At 69.6% G+C, this 17,589-nt stretch carries 15 protein-coding genes and 1 tRNA gene; 10 read left to right on the top strand and 6 right to left on the bottom strand.

All coding sequences use genetic code 11. From position 1 onward, the window contains the following. Positions 1 to 125: 125 nt before the first annotated feature. Positions 126 to 1,154 (bottom strand): biotin synthase BioB, encoded by a 1,029-nt coding sequence (gene bioB / locus AC1DGW_RS13025; RefSeq protein WP_282278012.1) that lies wholly within the window; start codon positions 1,152 to 1,154, stop codon positions 126 to 128. 49 nt (positions 1,155 to 1,203) lie between these two features. Between bioB and AC1DGW_RS13020 the strand changes: the two genes are divergently transcribed. Together AC1DGW_RS13020 and AC1DGW_RS13015 are read left to right on the top strand one after the other, a co-directional pair. Continuing rightward, a complete protein-coding gene (locus AC1DGW_RS13020) occupies positions 1,204 to 1,932 on the top strand; it encodes a ComF family protein (protein WP_478023620.1) in 729 nt (242 codons plus the stop codon). A 77-nt stretch (positions 1,933 to 2,009) separates the two neighbouring features. Then, the gene (locus AC1DGW_RS13015; protein WP_478023618.1) at positions 2,010 to 2,585 is read left to right on the top strand and encodes an HdeD family acid-resistance protein; all 576 of its coding nucleotides are present in this window, start codon (positions 2,010 to 2,012) and stop codon (positions 2,583 to 2,585) included. A gap of 55 nt (positions 2,586 to 2,640) precedes the next feature. On the opposite strand, the gene ubiA is transcribed toward AC1DGW_RS13015, so the two are convergent. Continuing rightward, a complete protein-coding gene (gene ubiA, locus AC1DGW_RS13010) occupies positions 2,641 to 3,534 on the bottom strand; it encodes a 4-hydroxybenzoate octaprenyltransferase (protein WP_478023616.1) in 894 nt (297 codons plus the stop codon). A gap of 150 nt (positions 3,535 to 3,684) precedes the next feature. Between ubiA and AC1DGW_RS13005 the strand changes: the two genes are divergently transcribed. The 6 genes from AC1DGW_RS13005 to AC1DGW_RS12980 all read left to right on the top strand — a co-directional run bounded on the left by AC1DGW_RS13005 (position 3,685) and on the right by AC1DGW_RS12980 (position 10,520). After that, positions 3,685 to 3,761 (top strand) — tRNA-Arg (locus AC1DGW_RS13005). A 278-nt stretch (positions 3,762 to 4,039) separates the two neighbouring features. Further along, positions 4,040 to 4,342 (top strand): DUF3892 domain-containing protein, encoded by a 303-nt coding sequence (locus tag AC1DGW_RS13000; protein WP_478023614.1) that lies wholly within the window; start codon positions 4,040 to 4,042, stop codon positions 4,340 to 4,342. Between the two features lie 275 nt (positions 4,343 to 4,617). Then, positions 4,618 to 5,223, top strand: a complete 606-nt coding sequence (gene lexA / locus AC1DGW_RS12995; protein WP_055772995.1) for a transcriptional repressor LexA — start codon at positions 4,618 to 4,620, stop codon at positions 5,221 to 5,223. Next, a complete protein-coding gene (gene imuA / locus AC1DGW_RS12990; protein ID WP_478023612.1) occupies positions 5,224 to 5,847 on the top strand; it encodes a translesion DNA synthesis-associated protein ImuA in 624 nt (207 codons plus the stop codon). It abuts the gene before it with no gap. 9 nt (positions 5,848 to 5,856) lie between these two features. After that, positions 5,857 to 7,278: a Y-family DNA polymerase gene (locus tag AC1DGW_RS12985; protein ID WP_478023610.1), complete on the top strand. Its 1,422-nt coding sequence runs from the start codon at positions 5,857 to 5,859 to the stop codon at positions 7,276 to 7,278. After that, entirely contained in the window at positions 7,275 to 10,520 is a 3,246-nt protein-coding gene (locus tag AC1DGW_RS12980; RefSeq protein WP_478023608.1) for an error-prone DNA polymerase, read from the top strand. The genes AC1DGW_RS12985 and AC1DGW_RS12980 overlap by 4 nt, the downstream gene beginning before the upstream one ends. 474 nt (positions 10,521 to 10,994) lie before the next feature. Here AC1DGW_RS12980 and AC1DGW_RS12975 read toward each other — a convergent pair whose 3' ends face one another. The 3 genes from AC1DGW_RS12975 to ubiK form a co-directional block, all read right to left on the bottom strand. Next, complete coding sequence (locus AC1DGW_RS12975; RefSeq protein WP_478023606.1) at positions 10,995 to 12,518, bottom strand: esterase/lipase family protein; 1,524 nt, start codon at positions 12,516 to 12,518, stop codon at positions 10,995 to 10,997. 545 nt (positions 12,519 to 13,063) lie between these two features. Further along, positions 13,064 to 14,578, bottom strand: a complete 1,515-nt coding sequence (locus AC1DGW_RS12970; protein ID WP_478023604.1) for a YifB family Mg chelatase-like AAA ATPase — start codon at positions 14,576 to 14,578, stop codon at positions 13,064 to 13,066. A 10-nt stretch (positions 14,579 to 14,588) separates the two neighbouring features. Beyond that, positions 14,589 to 14,843: a ubiquinone biosynthesis accessory factor UbiK gene (gene ubiK, locus AC1DGW_RS12965; RefSeq protein ID WP_478023602.1), complete on the bottom strand. Its 255-nt coding sequence runs from the start codon at positions 14,841 to 14,843 to the stop codon at positions 14,589 to 14,591. A gap of 170 nt (positions 14,844 to 15,013) precedes the next feature. Between ubiK and AC1DGW_RS12960 the strand changes: the two genes are divergently transcribed. Next, entirely contained in the window at positions 15,014 to 15,352 is a 339-nt protein-coding gene (locus AC1DGW_RS12960) for a P-II family nitrogen regulator (RefSeq protein WP_054662546.1), read from the top strand. A gap of 12 nt (positions 15,353 to 15,364) precedes the next feature. Further along, entirely contained in the window at positions 15,365 to 15,724 is a 360-nt protein-coding gene (locus AC1DGW_RS12955) for a DUF6404 family protein (protein ID WP_478023600.1), read from the top strand. Between the two features lie 235 nt (positions 15,725 to 15,959). Here the strand turns inward: AC1DGW_RS12955 and AC1DGW_RS12950 are convergent, their stop codons facing one another. Next, positions 15,960 to 17,441, bottom strand: a complete 1,482-nt coding sequence (locus tag AC1DGW_RS12950) for a serine hydrolase (protein WP_478023598.1) — start codon at positions 17,439 to 17,441, stop codon at positions 15,960 to 15,962. Between the last annotated feature and the right edge of the window lie 148 nt (positions 17,442 to 17,589).

Raw genomic sequence — 17,589 nt, 5'->3', positions numbered from 1 at the left:
TTGCCGGTGGAACCGCTTGCGGGGCGGGTTATCGGCGTAGGGGCGCACGGTAGGAGCGCACTTCAGTGCGCGATGAGGCTTTCCCGGTAGAGCCCCTTCGCGCACTGAAGTGCGCTCCTACCGGGTCAGGCCGCGCAGCCGCACTGCGGGGCGATGTCCAGGTGCACCGTGCCGGGATGGTCGTGGTCGTCGGCATCGACGTTCACTTCCATCGGGCGGATGCCCAGCCGCGCGAACAGCGCCTGGTCGCGCGCGGTGTCCGGGTTGCCGGTGGTCAGCAGCTTCTCGCCGTAGAAGATGGAATTGGCGCCGGCGGCGAAGCACAGCGCCTGCAGTTCGTCGCTCATGCTCTCGCGCCCGGCCGACAGCCGCACCATCGAGCGCGGCATGGCGATGCGCGCCACCGCGATCATGCGCACGAACTCGAACGGATCCAGCTCCGCACTTCCATGTAAGGGTGTACCGGCGACCTGCACCAGCCGGTTGATCGGCACCGAATCCGGGTGCGCCGGCAGGTTGGCCAGCGCCAGCAGCAGGCCGGCGCGGTGCTCGCGGGTCTCGCCCATGCCGACGATGCCGCCGCAGCAGGTCTTCAGGCCGGCGTTGCGCACGTGTTCGAGCGTGTCCAGCCGGTCCTGGTACTGGCGGGTGTGGATGATCGAATCGTAGTAGTCCGGCGCGGTGTCGAGGTTGTGGTTGTAGTAGTCCAGCCCGGCGTCCTTGAGCGCGCGGGCCTGGTGGCCTTCGAGCATCCCCAAGGTGGCGCAGGTCTCCAGGCCCAGCGCCTTCACCTCGCGGATCATCGCCGCCACCTTGGGGATGTCGCGGTCCTTGGGCGAGCGCCAGGCCGCGCCCATGCAGAAGCGCGAGGCGCCGGCCTGCTTGGCGGCGCGGGCGCGGGCGACCACGCTGTCGGTGTCCATCAGCTTCTGCGCGTCCACGCCGGTGTCGTAGCGCTGCGCCTGCGGGCAGTAGGCGCAGTCCTCCGGGCAGCCGCCGGTCTTGACCGACAGCAGGGTGGAGACCTGCACCTGCGCCGGGTCGAAATGCTCGCGGTGCACGCTGGCGGCGCGGAACAGCAGTTCGGGGAAGGGCAGGTCGAACAGCGCCAGCAATTCCTCGCGGCTCCAGTCGTGGCGGATGACGGCAGACATGGGTGTTTCCTGACAGATCGGGCAACGGAAGCGGGGCAGTCTGGTGAGCATGCACGCCACTGTCAACAAAACGCTTTGTGGTCTGGTTTACAGGGTGGGTGGGCAGCTGTCCGACCTGCTGTTTCCTCCTTCCTGCCTCGTATGCGGGGAGCCGGGCCAGCCTGGCCGCGATCTGTGTCCGGCCTGCGCCGTCGCGCTGCCATGGCTGGAAAGCGCCTGCCGCGGCTGCGCCCTGCCGCTGCCGGTCACCGAGCCGGACGGTGCGCTGTGCGGTGCCTGCCGTCCGGGCCGCTCGCCGCTGGCGGGGGTCCATGCCGCGTTCCTGTATGCCGCACCAGTGGATGGGCTGCTGCGCCGCTTCAAGTTCCACGGCGACCTTGCCGCCGGGCGCCTGCTGGCGCAGCTGATGCACGCACGGCTGGCGGCCGTAGAGCTGCCGCAGGCGCTGATACCGGTGCCGCTGCACCTGTCGCGCCTGCGCCGGCGCGGCTACGACCAGGCGCTGGAGCTGGCGCGGCCGCTGGCCCGCGCGCTGCGCCTGCCGCTGCTGGCCGGGCTGCGCCGCACCCGCGCCACCGCGGCGCAGTCGGAACTGGACGCGGCCGCGCGGCGCCGCAACCTGCGCGTGGCTTTCGTCGCCCGTGGCACGCTGCCGGCGCACGTGGCCCTGGTCGACGATGTGATGACCACCGGCGCCACCCTGCAGGCCGCCGCCCGCGCGCTGCACCGGGCGGGCGTGGCGCGGGTCGACGCCTGGGTCTGCGCGCGGGTGCCGTGAACACGGCGGGATGACGTCCCGGTGCCTATGCTCGGCCGGTAGCGGCATTCCCTACGATCACTGCAAGGAGCGATGACATGAGTGGCAATCCGAGTTTCCCGGCCGGCCCGCTGTTCGGCGCGCTGTCCCGCCACTGGTGGGTGGTACTGCTGTTCGGCCTGTTCGCGGTGGCCTTCGGCGTGCTGGCGCTGATGGCGCCGGTGCGCACCGCGGCGGTGCTGGCAATGTGGCTGGGTGTGATGGCGATCGTCGAAGGCGTGGTGGCGCTGGCATCGGCGATCGGCGGTTCGGCGCCGGTATCGCGCGGCTGGGCGGTGTTCTACGCGCTGGTATCCATCGCCTTCGGTGTGCTCGCCCTCCTCAACCCGCTGGCCACCGCGAGCGTGCTGCTGCTGTTCCTGGCGGCGTGGCTGGTGGTCGGCGGCATCTACCGCATCGTCTTCGCCATCCGCGTGCGCAGGCACATCCGCGGCGAATGGCTGCTGATCCTCAGCGGCCTGCTGGCGGTGGCGCTGGGCGTGATGTTCGCGCTCAACCCGCTGGGCGGGCTGATGGTCACCTCGCTGTGGATCGGCGCGATGGCGTTGGTCTATGGCGTGCTGCAGGTGGTGGTCGCGTTCCGCCTGCGCAGCCTGGGCAGGACCGCCGTCTGAGCCATCGGCACGGTCCTGGAAGCGGACGGCCCGCCATGCGGCGGGCCGTTGCGTGTCAGTCCAGGTACTGGCTGGCGACGATGCCGGCGAACAGCGCGGCCCCGACCCAGTTGTTGTGCAGGAAGGCGCGGAAGCAGGCCTCGCGCCCGCGCCCGCGGCACAGCCAGAACTCCCACGCCACCAGCGCCGCGGCCACGCCGAGCCCGGACCAATACATCGTTCCGAGTCCGGCACGCTGCCCGACCAAGGCCATCGCGGCGAAGAACAGCGCGTAGAGGATGCCCTGGATCACCAGGTCCAGGTCGCCGAACAGGATGGCGGTGGAATGCGAGCCGACCTTGAGGTCGTCGTCGCGGTCCACCATCGCGTACCAGGTGTCGTAGGCGGTGGACCACAGGATGTTGGCTGCGTACAGCACCCAGCCCAGCGGCGGCACCTTGCCCTGCACTGCGGCGAAGGCCATCGGGATGCCCCAGCCGAAGGCCATGCCCAGGTAGACCTGCGGCAGGTGGGTGTAGCGCTTCAGATAGGGATACGTGGCGGCCAGGAACACGCCGACGAAGCTCAGGCCGATGGTCAGCGCGTTCAGGGTCAGCACCAGCGCGAACGCGACCAGCATCAGCCCGGCGAACAACGCCAGCGCCTGGCGCCCGGACACCGCGCCGGTGGCCAGCGGGCGATCCCTGGTGCGCTTGACGTGCGGGTCCAGCCAGCGGTCGGCGTAGTCGTTGATCACGCAGCCGGCCGAGCGGGTCAACCACACGCCGGCGGTGAACACGAACAGCGTCCACGGCGATGGCAGTCCGCCGGAAGCCAGCCACAGCGCCCACCACGTCGGCCACAGCAGCAGCAGGGTGCCGATCGGGCGGTCGGCGCGCATCAGTTTCCAGTAGCTGGCCAGCCGCGAGGGCGTGGGCGCCGGCTCTCGTTCGTATCGTTCGTAACCCATGCGCACAGGTTACCAGCCGGGCCCGGCGCGCCGTTGCGGCGCGTGGTTACGACGGGGGCAGACCTGCGCATGCATTTGCCGTTAGAATGCGCCTCCGCCCGGCAGCGCCGGTCGGCAGGGAGCCATGCGGCTCCCGCTGCGACACACAACGCGCCCGTAGCTCAGCCGGATAGAGTAGTGGCTTCCGAAGCCATTGGTCGGGGGTTCGAATCCCTCCGGGCGCGCCATCTTCGATGTCGCTTCGTCGTGATTGCCCGCCCTCGCGCGGAGCGCTCAGGCGTTCGGCGCCGCGCACGCCAGTGGCGTGCAGGCGCGGCTCCTCACCCCTCCGGGCGCGCCATCTTTTCCAGAGCGTCAATCACTTGCGACGCTCTGCGTGATCCAGCCCCGGTATTTCTGGGGTCATGGGAAGGCCGCTCATCGAGGCGGCCTTCTGTCTTTCCGTCGCAGCCCATGCGATGCCTCCCCGTTACCACTGCCCTGCCAATCAAATGCAGGGGGCAACATGACCAAGTGGGCGGATTACGGCATTTCGGCTGTCCGGTATAACGCGGCACATACGCATATCGACCGGGTACGCATCCATCAGGACAACGGTGGAACCTTCGAGCCGCCTACCGAGCATGAGTGTGCAGTCATCGTCGAAGTGATCAAGGAAGGGGTCACGTTCATCACCATCCCCCAGGCGAACGGCCAGTGGCAGAAGGGGCAGCCGGTCTACGTCATCAGGGTCAACGGTGTCGAATACATCAAGACCGTGGATAACGGCTTGCCCCGGGACAATCTCGAAAACCTGCCGGAGTTCTGAGCGGCAGGGACTCTGATCACCCTGCACGCCTGGCATGCAGGCACGGTCCCTGCCCATCAGTTCAACGGGAGCGCACCCTCGACAATGGCGAGAAGAAAGCCGGAGCATTGGCTCCGGCTTTCTTGCTTGTGTCCGTCAGGGATGGCGGTCATCTTCCGGGCCATCGGCAGGTGATCCCGGAAGCGTGCCAGAGGATGGTCTGTTGCCGTCATCCGCAGCTCCTCCCTGCGCCATCACTGGCCTTGGCCACGCGGTGGGTGTACAAATGTACACCCATGATCCCCGCCGACCTGCCACCGCAACGTGCTGCCGTCCTCGCCTTCCTGCGCGGGGAGCTGGCGGCCGGGCGTGCGCCCAGCCTGGCCGAGATCGCCGCGGCCTTCGGCTTTTCCTCGCGCAACGCCGCGCAGAAGCACGTGCAGGCGCTGCTGGCCGAGGGCCTGCTGGAGCAGGTGCCGGGTCGCAAACGCGGCCTGCGCCTGCCCGGGGGCGATGCCGACCTGCTGCCGCTGCCTGTACTGGGGCGGGTGGCCGCGGGCCAGCCGATCGGCGCCGACATCGGCCTGGACCAGCAGTTCTGGCTGGACCGGCGCCTGTTCGCGCTGCGCCCGGATTACCTGCTCCGCGTGCAGGGCGATTCGATGATCGACGACGGCATCCTCGACGGCGACCTGGTCGGTGTGCAGCGCACGCCCGAGGCGCGCGACGGCCAGACCGTGGTGGCGCGCGTCGATGGCGAACTGACCATCAAGCGCCTGCAGCGCGGGCCGAAGCGCATCCGCCTGCTGCCGCGCAACCGCGCGCATGCGCCGATCGAGGTGCGGCCGGGCCAGGACTTCGCCATCGAAGGCGTCTACTGCGGGCTGGTACGCCCGGGTTGAATGGGCACGGTAGTCGCCCTCGACAGCCTGCTGGCCGCGCAGACGCTGTGGCACGCCGGGCGTGCGTCGGTCGCGGCGCTGGGCGAGCCCACCGGCCATGCCGCGCTCGATGCGCTGCTGCCGCAGGGTGGCTGGCCGCGGCATGCGCTGACCGAACTGTTGCTGCCGGCCGATGGCGTGGGCGAACTGGCCCTGCTGCTGCCCACCCTGGCGCGCCTGAGCGGGGCTGGCGCCACCGTGGCGGTAGTGGCGCCGCCCTATGTTCCCTACGCCCCGGCCTGGCAGGCCGCGGGCGTGGCGCTGGAACGGCTGGAGATCGTGCAGGCCACGCCGCGCGACGCGCTGTGGGCGTTCGAGCAATGCCTGCGCAGCGGCGCCTGCGCCGCTGTGCTGGGCTGGCCGCTGCACGCCGATGCGCAGGCGTTGCGGCGGTTGCAGGTGGCGGCCGACAGCGGGCAATGCCTGGGCTTCGCCCTGCGCGACCGCCGCCATGCGGCCAATCCCTCGCCGGCCGCGCTGCGCCTGGAGGCGGTGCGCGACGCGCACGGCGGCAGCGCCTGGCAGGTGCGCAAATGCCGTGGCGGTCCGGCGCCGGCGCGTGCCTTCGCCCTGGCCACGCGGTGAGGTGCGGCCATGCTCTGGGCCTGTGTACTGCTGCCGCAGCTGGCGCTGGACGCCGTCCTCCGCCGCTGTCCTGATCCACTGGCGCCGCTGGCCCTGGTCACCGGCCCGGCGCAGCTGCGCACCCTGCATGCGGTCAACGCCGCCGCGGCTGCCGCCGGCGTGCAGGCCGGCATGCGCCTGACCGCCGCGCATGCGCTGCTGCCCGGGCTGGCCCTGGTCGAGCACGATCCGCAGGCCGAGCAGCGCTGGCAGCGTTTCCTCGCCGCATGGGCCTACCGGCACAGTTCGCTGGTCAGCGCGCAATGGTCTGGCTGCATCGTGCTGGAGGTGCGCGCCAGCTTCGCCCTGCTCGGTCCCTGGCCGCGCATCGAGGCGCGGCTGCGCGAGGAACTGGAACTGCTGGGCTTCAGCCACCGCATCGCGCTGGCGTCGACGCCGCGCGCCGCGCAGGTGCTGGCCGACCTGCGCGACGGCCTGGCGGTGACTCAGCCGGCGGCGATGGCGGCCCTGCTGGACTGCGTGCCGGTGCGCCGTGCACGACTGCCGGAGGATGGCGGCGAGCGCCTGCGGCACATGGGCATCGGCGACCTGCGCACGCTGCGCGCGCTGCCGCGCGATGCGCTGCGCCGCCGTTTCGGCCTGCCGCTGCTGGAACACCTGGACCGGCTCTACGGTCAGGCCGACGACCCGCTGGCGTACTACGCACCGCCGGACCACTTCGACGCGCACCTGGAACTGGGCTACGAGGTCGAGAGCCATACCGCGCTGCTGTTCCCGCTGCGCCGCCTGGTCGGCGACCTGTGCACCTACCTGTCGGTGCGCGACGGCGGCGTGCAGCGTTTCGTGCTGCGGCTGGAACACGAGCAAGGCCACAGCGACGTGGCGGTGGGGCTGCTGGCCGCCGAGCGCGAGCCGGCGCTGCTGTTCGAGCTGGTACGCAACCGCCTCGAACAGGTGCGGATCAACCGGCCGGTGGTCGCGCTGCGCCTGCTGGCGCGCGAACTGCCGCCGTTCGTGCCGGCCTCGCGCGATCTTTTCGATCCGCGCACACGCCAGCAGCAGCCGTGGCCGCAGCTGCGCGAGCGGCTGCGCGCGCGGTTGGGAGACAGCGCGGTGCACCGCATCACGCCCACCTGCGATCCGCGCCCGGAACGCGCCTGGCGGCCGCTGCAGGGCGACGAAGGCCGCATCGGCGACGCGGCACCGGGGCTGCCGCCACGCCCGGCCTGGCTGCTGCCGCAGCCGGTGCCGCTGCGCGATCCGCGCCCGCGCATCGTGTCCGGTCCGGAACGGCTGGAAAGCGGCTGGTGGGACGGCGACGACGCGCGCCGCGACTACTACGTGCTGGAAACCTCGCAGGGCCAGCGCGCCTGGGCGTTCGCGCCGCCGGGCGAGCAGGGCGGCTGGATGCTGCACGGATGGTTCGCATGAGCCGGCGCGAAGCGCGCGACTCGCATGCAGGCACCCGCGCGCCGCGCGCCTGGGAAGTGGCGCAGCGGCTGGGCCGCGAAGCCGCCAACGACGGCGCGCCCGGCGAGGAAAGCCTGCCCGCCTACGCCGAGCTGCACTGCCTGTCCGACTTCTCCTTCCTGCGCGGCGCGGCCAGCGCCGAGGAACTGTTCGCGCGCGCGCGCGACTGCGGCTACGAGGCGCTGGCGATCACCGACGAATGCTCGCTGGCGGGCATCGTGCGTGCCTGGGAAGCCGCGCGTGCCAGCGGCGTGAAACTGGTGGTCGGCAGCGAGTTCGCCCTGGCCTGCGGCCTGCGCTGCGTGCTGCTGGTGGAAACCGCCGCCGGCTACGCGCGGTTGTGCGAACTTATCACCCGCGGCCGCCGTGCCGCCGGAAAGGGTGCCTACCTGCTGGGACGTGCGGACGTGGAAACAGTGTTGGAGGGCATCGCGCTGGAAGCCTCGGGCCTGTTCGCGTTGTGGCTGCCGGGCGCGGAACCGCAGGAGGAACAGGGGCGCTGGCTGCAGGCGCGGTTCGGCGCGCACGCGCACCTGGCGGTGGAACTGCACCGCGAGCAGGACGACGCCGCGCGGCTGCAGCAGTTGCTGGTGCTGGCCGAGGCACTGCGGATGACGCCGCTGGCCAGCGGCGACGTGCACATGGACGTGCGCCGCCGCCGCATGCTGCAGGACACGATGACCGCCATCCGCCACAACCTGCCGCTGGCCGACTGCGGCGCGCACCTGTTCCGCAACGGCGAGCGCCACCTGCGTACCCGCCGCGCGCTGGGCAACATCCATCCGCCTGCGCTGCTGGACAACGCGGTGCGGCTGGCACGCCGCTGCAGCTTCGACATGGGCCAGCTGCAGTACCGGTACCCGACCGAACTGGTGCCCGCCGGGCATACCCCCACCAGCTGGCTGCGCGAGCTGACCGGACGCGGCATGCGCGAACGCTGGCCGGAGGGAACGCCGGTGGACGTCGCCCGGCAGATCGAGGACGAGCTGGAGCTGATCGCCTACAAGCAGTACGAAGCCTTCTTCCTGACCGTGCAGGACATCGTGCGCTTCGCCAGGGAGCGGAAGATCCTGTGCCAGGGCCGCGGTTCCTCGGCCAACTCGGCGGTGTGCTTCGCACTGGGCATCACCGTGGTGAACCCTGCCGAAAGCCGGCTGCTGATGGCGCGCTTCCTGTCGCGCGAGCGCGACGAGCCGCCGGACATCGACGTGGACTTCGAGCACGAGCGGCGCGAGGAAGTGCTGCAGTACGTCTACGGAAAATACGGTCGCCACCGCGCCGCGCTGGCGGCCACGGTGATCCGCTACCGCGGCAGGAGCGCGGTGCGCGACGTGGCCCGTGCCTTCGGCCTGCCGCCGGACCAGATCGCGCTGCTGGCCGGCTGCCATGGCTGGGGCAATGGCGAAGTGCCGATGGCGCAGCGGCTGCGAGAGACCGGCTTCGACCCGGACAACCCGCTGATCCAGCGGCTGATGGCGGTGACCATGCAGCTGCGCGGCCATCCGCGCCATCTGTCCCAGCATGTGGGCGGCTTCGTCATCAGCGATGCGCCGCTGTCCAGCGTGGTGCCGGTGGAGAACGCGGCCATGGACGGGCGCACCATCATCCAGTGGGACAAGGACGACCTGGAGACGATGAAGCTGCTCAAGGTCGACTGCCTGGCGCTGGGCATGCTCACCTGCATCCGCAAGGCGCTGGAGCTGGTGGAGCGCCACCGCGGCCATCGCATCGACCTGGCGCGGCTGCCGGCCGGCGACAAGCCCACCTACGCGATGATCCAGGCCGCCGACACCATCGGCGTGTTCCAGATCGAATCGCGCGCGCAGATGAGCATGCTGCCGCGGCTGAAGCCCCGCTGTTTCTACGACCTGGTGATCGAGGTGGCGATCGTGCGCCCCGGGCCGATCCAGGGCGGCATGGTGCATCCCTACCTGCGGCGACGACAGGGCAAGGAGGAGGCGACCTGTCCGGATGCATTGAAGGAAATCCTCGGGCGCACCTGCGGCATTCCGCTGTTCCAGGAACAGGTGATGGAACTGGTCATCATCGCCGCCGATTACACCCACAGCGAAGCGGACGTCCTGCGCCGCTCGATGGCGGCCTGGGGCCGGGGCGGCGACATGGAGCCGCATCGCGTCCGCATCCGCGAACGGATGCGGGGCAATAATTATTCCGACGAATTCATCGACCAGATCTTCGAGCAGATAAAGGGCTTCGGCTCCTATGGCTTTCCGCAGAGCCATGCCGCCTCGTTCGCCAAGCTGGTCTATATCAGCAGCTGGCTCAAGCGCCACGAGCCGGCGGCCTTCGCCTGCGCCCTGCTCAACGCGCAACCGATGGGCTTCTATTCGCCCAGCGAGATCGTGCAGGACGCGCGCCGCGAGGGTCGCGGTGGACGCCGTGGCGTGGAGGTGCGGCCGGTGGACGTGACCTGCAGCGGATGGGACAACACGCTGGAAGGTGGACGGGCGCGTCGCGGCGAGGACGACGACGAGGGGCAGGCGGCCATCCGGCTTGGCCTGCGCCAGGTGGCCGGACTATCGGAAGCCGTGGCGTCGGCCATCGTCGCCGCGCGTGCCAGGCGACCGTTCGCCGACGTGCGCGACCTGTGCCTGCGTGCCGGCCTGGACGACCGGGTGCGGCGTGCGCTGGCCGAGGCCGGTGCGCTGCAGGCGCTGGCCGGGCACCGCCATGCCGCGCGCTGGGAAGTGGCCGGCATCGAGCGGCAGCGGCCGCTGCTGCCCGGCAGCCCCGACGAGGAGGCGGTGTCGTTGCCGGCGCCCTCTGCCGGTGAGGACGTGCTGGCCGACTATCGCACGCTCGGCCTCACCCTCGGCGAACACCCGCTGTCGCTGCTGCGCGCGCGGCTGCGGCGCGAGCGCGTGCTCGACATCGCCCAGGTCCGGCAGCTGTCGCATGGGCGCGGCGCGCACGTGGCCGGCATCGTCGTGCAGCGGCAACGCCCGGGCACGGCCAAGGGCACGGTGTTCGTCACCCTCGAGGACGAGCACGGCCCACTCAACGTGGTGGTATGGCAGGACCTGGCCGCGCGCCGGCGCAAGGTGCTGCTGGGTGCGCGGTTGATGGCGGTGCGCGGGCGCTGGGAACAGGTGGACGGCGTGCAGCACCTGATCGCCCGCGACCTGCACGACCTCAGCCACCTGCTGGGCGACCTGCAGACCCGTTCGCGGGATTTCCACTAGCGCAACACACGGGAGGGCTGCGGCCGGGGGGACGCAGGCGCTGCGCTACCTTCGCGGCGCCCGGCAGGGCCGACGACCGGTCGCTGCATGCAGCTCGGTTCCAGCACGGAGTGGTGCTGAACACCGCGCGGTTGGCGGCCACCGTCGGCATCGGCGCGGTACGGGGCGGGCCGGTATCGGCGGCACCTGCAGCTGCTCGCCTTCGGCCAGCGCCAGCTGCGTCTGCCGCCCCGCCCTGCAGCTTGACCAGTACCGCATCGGCGCGCAGCACCACGCTGGCCTGGGTGCTGTTGCGCACGCCCAGGCGCTTGAAGATCGCCGCCGGCGGCCCTCGACCACTTCAAGTGGTTGCAGGTTGAACATGTCGGGGGCCTGCGTGCCGACGTCGCGCTTGCCGGCACGACGCGGGCTTCTACCGCCTCATCCGCTCCGGCACCCGCGGGCAGAGCGTCGCCATCCGCAGCCGATCCCGCCTCACTCCCAGTCCGACAGCGCGATCTTCAGTTCCGCCGCGAAACCCTTGGCCGAGGACAGGGGCACCGTGAACACGTTGGGAGCCTGCTGGCCGATGCCGATGGCCCGGGCCTTGGCGCTGTCCAGCTCGGCCTGGGTCTTCGGGCCGCCGGCCCACTGGTCGTCGCCCCAGACATAGCGCAGCCGCCAGCTGCCCCCATCGGGCTTGGCGAACAGCACCAGCGTGTTGCGGAACAGGTATTCGCCGGGGATGTGGTTCTTCAGGAACAGCGCGCCATCGACCTCGTAACCGGCGTTGCACACCGCCAGCTCGATGGAGAAGGCAACCTCGCTGCCGGCGGTGATGCGGCGGCTGTCCAGGAACACCGAGAACAGCACCGGCGCGCGCGCGTCGCGGCGTACCTTGCCGTCCGCGTCGAAGATGTCGCTGTATTCGCGGCGCACCGCGCACTCGTTGGCCTGGGTGCGCGCAGTGAGTTCGTAGGTATAGGCGCCGCGCGGCGCCACGGTGGCTTCGATGTAGTACGAGGAGCGGACCTGCTTGCCGCGCCTGCGCGCGGCCTCGACTTCCGGCGGCAGAGCCAGCGCGGTGATGTCCAGCTGCGCGGTGGCGCAGATGTCGCCGAACAGGAAGCGCGACAGGTTCTGGTAGCCCTCCTCGGAATTGACGATGCCGAAGTAGCCGCTGTGGCTGCGGTTGACGAAGGCGCGCGGCGCACCTTCCACGTAGGCATTGGCGATGCGCACCAGGCCGTCGCTGAGCGCGCCGACCGCGAACGAGGACAGTCCGCGCGCCACCGCGTAGTCGCGGCTGTTGGTGCCGATCAGGCAGAACATGCGCTCGGGCGGGAAGCCGGAGTCGCCCAGCGTGTTGACCTTGTCCTTGGACACCTTCAGGTAACGCGCCATGTTGCCGCGGTTGAAGTTGTTCATGTCGTTGGCCGACAGCAGATCGGGCACGTTGATGCCGGCGATGTCGATGCCGTTATGCGGCGTGGCATAGGTGAACACCTTGTCCACCAGCGTGCGCGCCTCGGCACTGGCGACCTCGGGGTTCTGCAGCAGGCAGCGGCAGATCAACCCACCCATCGAGTGCGCGACCAGGTACACGCGGAAGTCGCGGCGCTGGCTGGCATTGTTGCCGCACACGCTGTCGCGCAACTCCAGGATGCGCCGGCCCAGGCTGGCGGCGGCCTCGGTGATGGACGGCGCCTTGCCATCGCCGAACGCGGGGTCGGCCACGTCGTAATAGCGGTGGATGACGATGCTGCGCGGCGCGATGCCGCTGCGCAGTTCGGCGCCGCCGTCGTAGACGTCGCGGTAACCGTAGTCCTTCATCAACCGCACCAGCGGCGACTCGAACACGAACTTCACCACCGAGCCGTCCTGCGCCTGGCGGATCTTGGTGGAGCCGGCCTCCAGGCCCATGTAGGGCGTGGAGGTGGTCTCGACGATCTCCGAGCGTGTCATCGCGTAACCGCGCACGTAGATGATCGGGAAGAAAGGGCGTTCGATCCTGTCCATGTCCGGCTCCGCGGGAGGGGAAGGCGATGCTCGGCCATTGTCGTCGCATTCGGGGCGACCGGGGGTGGACCTGGGCGATGCCGGGTCGGTCGAAGGGGCTGCCGTGCCGGGCGGCGTTCCTCGCAGGCCCGCTGCATCGGGCCGGGCATGCGGCAGGTGCGGGCCGGCGAGTTCAGCGGGCACGCCTGCTTCGACGCAGGTTCGACGTGGAGCCTGGCGGGATACTGTCGTGCTTCACCGAGGGCGACCGGGCACTGGTCAGCGTGCCTCGTAGTATCGAAACGACGCCTGTTCATCGTCAGTCTGCGGCAAGGTGCCATCAGCCCCATGGAGGCCTGCGGAGGAGCTGCAGTCCAATGGGGCTGTGGTGTCGTGCAGCGCCGGACATGGCCCGGCTGGACATTTCGCGGGAGCCTGCAGGACGACGTTGCCCCGTTCAGAAGGGCATTCGCGAATGCCCTGTCCGATGGGCCGCGGCGCATTGTCGTGTCTGACAACACCCGGCGGAACATTCCCGCTGAAGCCTGCGGTGGAATCCTGTCCGCCTACAGCGGACTGTCTGGAGAGGCGCGATCCAGCTGGCGGTAGCCGATGGCCTCGGCAAGGTGCGCACGTTCGATGGGGCCGCCACCGGCCAGGTCGGCGATGGTGCGGGCCACGCGCAGGATGCGGTGCATCGAGCGTGCCGACAACTGCAGGCGTTCCATCGCCTGTTCGAGCATCGCCTGGTCCGGGCGGGCCAGTGCGCAGTCGCGCAGGGTCTGTCCGGGGTCCAGTCGCGCATTGGGCCGGCCCGCCCGCTGCAACTGGCGGGCGCGGGCCCGTGCCACCCGCTCCCGCACGGTGGCGCTGCTTTCCCCGGGGGGCGTATCGCCGTGCAATTCGGCCGGTGGCAGCCGTGGAACCTGCAGCTGCAGGTCGATGCGGTCCAGCAGCGGACCGGAGATGCGGGCGCGATAGCGGGCGATCGCGTCCCCGGAGCAGCGGCAGCGGCCACTGCGGTCGCCCGCCCATCCGCAGGGACACGGATTCATGGCCGCGACGAGCTGGAAGCAGGCGGGGAACTCGGTGCTGCGCGCCGCCCGTGAGATGGTGACCACACCTGACTCCAGTGGTTCGCGCAACACTTCCAGCGCCTGGCGCTTCCACTCGGGCAGCTCGTCGAGAAAGAGCACACCGTTGTGCGCAAGCGACACTTCGCCGGGCCGGGGGAGAGAGCCCCCTCCGACGAGGGCCACCGCGCTGGCCGTGTGATGCGGTGATCGGTATGGCCGCTGCCGCCAGCGTGCCGGATCCACGCCATGCCGGCCGGTAGAGGCGATGGCGGCGGTTTCCAGCGCTTCGGCTTCGCTGGCTTCGGGCAGGATGCCGGGCAGCCGCGAGGCCAACAGGGTCTTGCCGCAACCGGGTGAGCCGACCAGCAGCAGATGGTGGCTTCCGGCGGCGGCGATCTCCAGTGCGCGGCGTGCCTGCGCATGGCCGCGTACATCGGCGAGGTCAGGCAGCGGAACCGGATCCGTGGCGGCGACCTGCGCATCCGGCAGTGCTTTCTCGCCGGACAGTGCAGCGCAGACTTCCAGCAGGGTACGTGCGACCTTGACCGTCGCCTGCCGGGCGAGCGCGGCTTCGTCTGCGTTGTCCGGCGCCACCACCAGCGTGCGCTGTTCGCGCGCCGCGGCGATGGCGGCCGGCAGTGTGCCATCCACGCCACGCAGTTCGCCGGTCAACGCCAGTTCGCCGATGAATTCATGGCCGGACAGGGCCTGGCGGTCGATCTGTCCACTGGCGGCGAGGATGCCCAGCGCGATGGGCAGGTCGAAGCGGCCGCCATCCTTGGGGAGGTCGGCCGGGGCCAGGTTGATGGTGATGCGCCGGGCCGGGAACTCGAACTGCGCGCAGAGGATGGCCGCGCGCACACGGTCGCGGGATTCGCGCACCGCCGCTTCGGGCAGACCCACGATCTGGGTGCAGGGCAATCCGCCGGACAGATGCACTTCGACCCGTACCGGCGGCGCATGCACGCCGGCGCGTGCACGGCTGTGCACCAGCGCCAGGCTCATGGCCGGCGCCTCAGGCGTCGCTGGCGGGACGCTTTTCCAGTGCGGCGACAGCTTGTTCCAGTGCGTCCAGCTTCTCGCGGGTGCGCAGCAGCACGGCGCGCTGCACCTCGAATTCCTCGCGTGTGACCAGGTCCAGCTTGGCCAGGCCGGCCTGCAGGGCGCTCTTGAAGGTGGCCTGCAGTTCCTCGCGCGATTCGCGCAGTCCCGGCGGCACCAGGTCGCTCAGGCGGCGGGCCAGCGCATCGATGTGGTTGAGGTCGATCATGGGGAGTCTCCGCAGGGGCAGGCTGGCAGATTAGGTGCCACCCACAACCGCGGCCATCGGGCTCTGTTGCGTAGGGACGTAAGGATAATCCCTTGGTGCCTGCGGGGGCACGCCCCGGCCGGGGCCGGGCAGGCTATCCTTCCATCGGCACACCGACAGGAAAACGACCGATGAAAATGATCATGGCCATCGTCAAGCCGTTCAAACTGGACGACGTGCGCGAGGCGCTTGCCGAGCGTGGCGTGGCCGGCATCACCGTCACCGAGGTCAAGGGGTTCGGCCGGCAGAAGGGCCATACCGAGCTGTACCGCGGCGCCGAGTACGTGGTCGATTTCCTGCCCAAGGTGAAGATCGAGGTCGCGGTCACCGACGCCCAGGCCGACGAGGTGGTGGAAGCCATCGTCAAGGCCGCAGGCACCGGCAAGATCGGCGATGGCAAGGTGTTCGTCTACGACCTGGGCAGCGTGGTGCGCATCCGCACCGGCGAGCTCGACGCCGACGCGCTCTGAGCCGTGGCGACCATGGACGGGGAATTCGGCCAGCGCCTGCAGCGGGCCCTGGCGATGCTGGATGGCAAGGGCCTGCCGCGCGGTACGTCCGCGCCGCTGCTGTACCAGTTGCTGTGGAAGCTCGGCTTCCGCGTGCCGCCACCGCCGATGGCGGGTCTGGCTTCCACCGCCCTGTTGACCGGTGCCTTCTTCGGGCCGGTGTGGGGCCTGATGATGTGGCTGATACTGTGGCGCCGTTCGCAGATGCCGGTGGGCATGGTGCTGCTGGCGATGGTGCTGGCCGGCGTGCTGTTCGGCCTGGCAATGGGGCTGCACGGGCGTTGGAATGCGCGTCGGCGTGGCATCCCGCTGTGGCGCGATTTCCAGGGCTGATCCTGCCGGGATCGGGTTTTCCAGGGCTGCGACTTCGTTATCCGGGGGAGGATCCGTTCCGGAAATGAAAAACCCGCGTCGCCGCGGGTTTTTTCTGGACGAAGACCGGGCTTCTCGCCCGATGTCCTGGCCACGAACGGCGGGCTGGCCAGAAGCGGCGATCTGGCGTGATGGCTCTTTGCAGGAAGAGATCATCAGGACGAGGTGATCGCATGCCGGGAGGCATCGGCATGCCTCAATCGCTGCTCTCTTCTGGTTGGCTGGCCGCCTCCATTTCTTCCAGCGCAGCGCGGGCGCTCTGGCTGGCCGGATCAAGCTTCAACGCGACCTGGTAGCTTCTGCGCGCTTCATCCAGCCGCTTCGCCGCGCGATACGCCTCGCCGAGACTGTCGTGGGTATTGGCCGAGCCGGGATACGCCGCCACGCCCCATTCGAATACTCTGACCGCCTCATCCTTCCGGTCGGCACGAAGAAACCTGTAGCCCAGCGTGTTCAATGCCCGCTCGCTGTGGTCGTAGTCGTCGCGGCGCGACCCCAGGCCTTCATATGCCGCCGTCATGGCCTTGAGCCCCTCACGATAGGCGATCGGCGTCAGCAGGTCGTCCAGGCTCCGCTTTACCGGTTGCATCGGCTTGCCGTTGAGGACCTCCATGAAGTCCTGGCCCATCGTCACCACAAGCGAACCCTGCCAGAAATTGTCGAGGATGATGACGCAGTCCTCGTGCGACTCGGACCGCAGGTAATAGCTCTGGTAGCCCGGTACGCTGCCGGTGTGGGAAACGACCTGCAGCTTGGCGCCGTCGGGCAAGGTCCAGTTGTCGATGTTCCATCCAAACCCATAGTTGGAAGCCTGCGCTGTCAGCATCTGCCGCCGCGTGTCATGGCTCAGCAGGCGCTCGCTGTATAGCGCTCGATCGAAGCGGTAGAGATCGTCGACCGTGGTGTAGATTCCTGCTGCCGCGAACGACACGCTCGGGTCGATCCACTGCGGGTGCACCAAGGTGCCATCCACGGTGCGGGTGTAGCCTTCGGCGAGCCGTTCCAGCACCGAGCTGCCGTTGAAAAGACCGCTGGAAGCCATGTCCGCCGGCGCGAATATCCGCTCCTGCAGGTTGTCCGCAAGAGACTGCCCCGTTACCTGTTCGATCAGAAGGCCGAGCAGGAAGAAGCCGTTGTTGTTGTATCGCCACTGCTGGCCCGGGTTCTCCAGAAGTGCCGGTTTGATCCACTCCCGGGCAAAGTCCATCGGTGCATGGCTTTGGCGCGCGACGGTCTGCCACCACGGGTCGGTGTAGCGCCCGGGGATGTCGGCAAGCCCCGAGGTGTGGCTGAGCAGCTGGGCCACCGTCACGGCTGCGGCGGGCGTCCCGGCATAGAGCGCCGGCAGGTACTCCCCCAATGTTCCCTCCGGCCGCAGCTTGCCCTGCTGGATCAACTGCATCGTGAGCGTGGCGACCAGCGGCTTGCTCAGTGAACCGACCCGATAGCGCCCATCCACCCGGTTGGGCGTCGCCCATTCGACATTGGCCTGGCCATAGGCGGCACGCAGAAGCACCTGATCTCCCCGCGCCACCAGCACCGTCCCATTGAACCCACGGTGATCCGCATAGCTGTCGGCCAGGCGGCGCAGTTCATCGGCGGTTGGAGGCTGCTTCGCCTGGGCGAGAGCGCTGCACATCAGCAGGGCGACACCACACACCCAGGTAATGGGGCGCATTGACTGACCTCAGTTGGAGAACCCGCCTAAAACTATCGATTGACTACACTTGTAGTCAAGTGGTCGTCCGGCATTGCCCGGGACTTCTCTTTGGGCGAGATGCCTGCTCGTGTCGGGGATGGCTGCGCACGGCGGGAAGATGGATCCG

Source organism: Stenotrophomonas sp. 05N423, from assembly GCF_056397145.1.
Note: the sequence above shows the minus strand (reverse complement) of the source record. Positions and strands in the feature narration are given on the sequence as shown.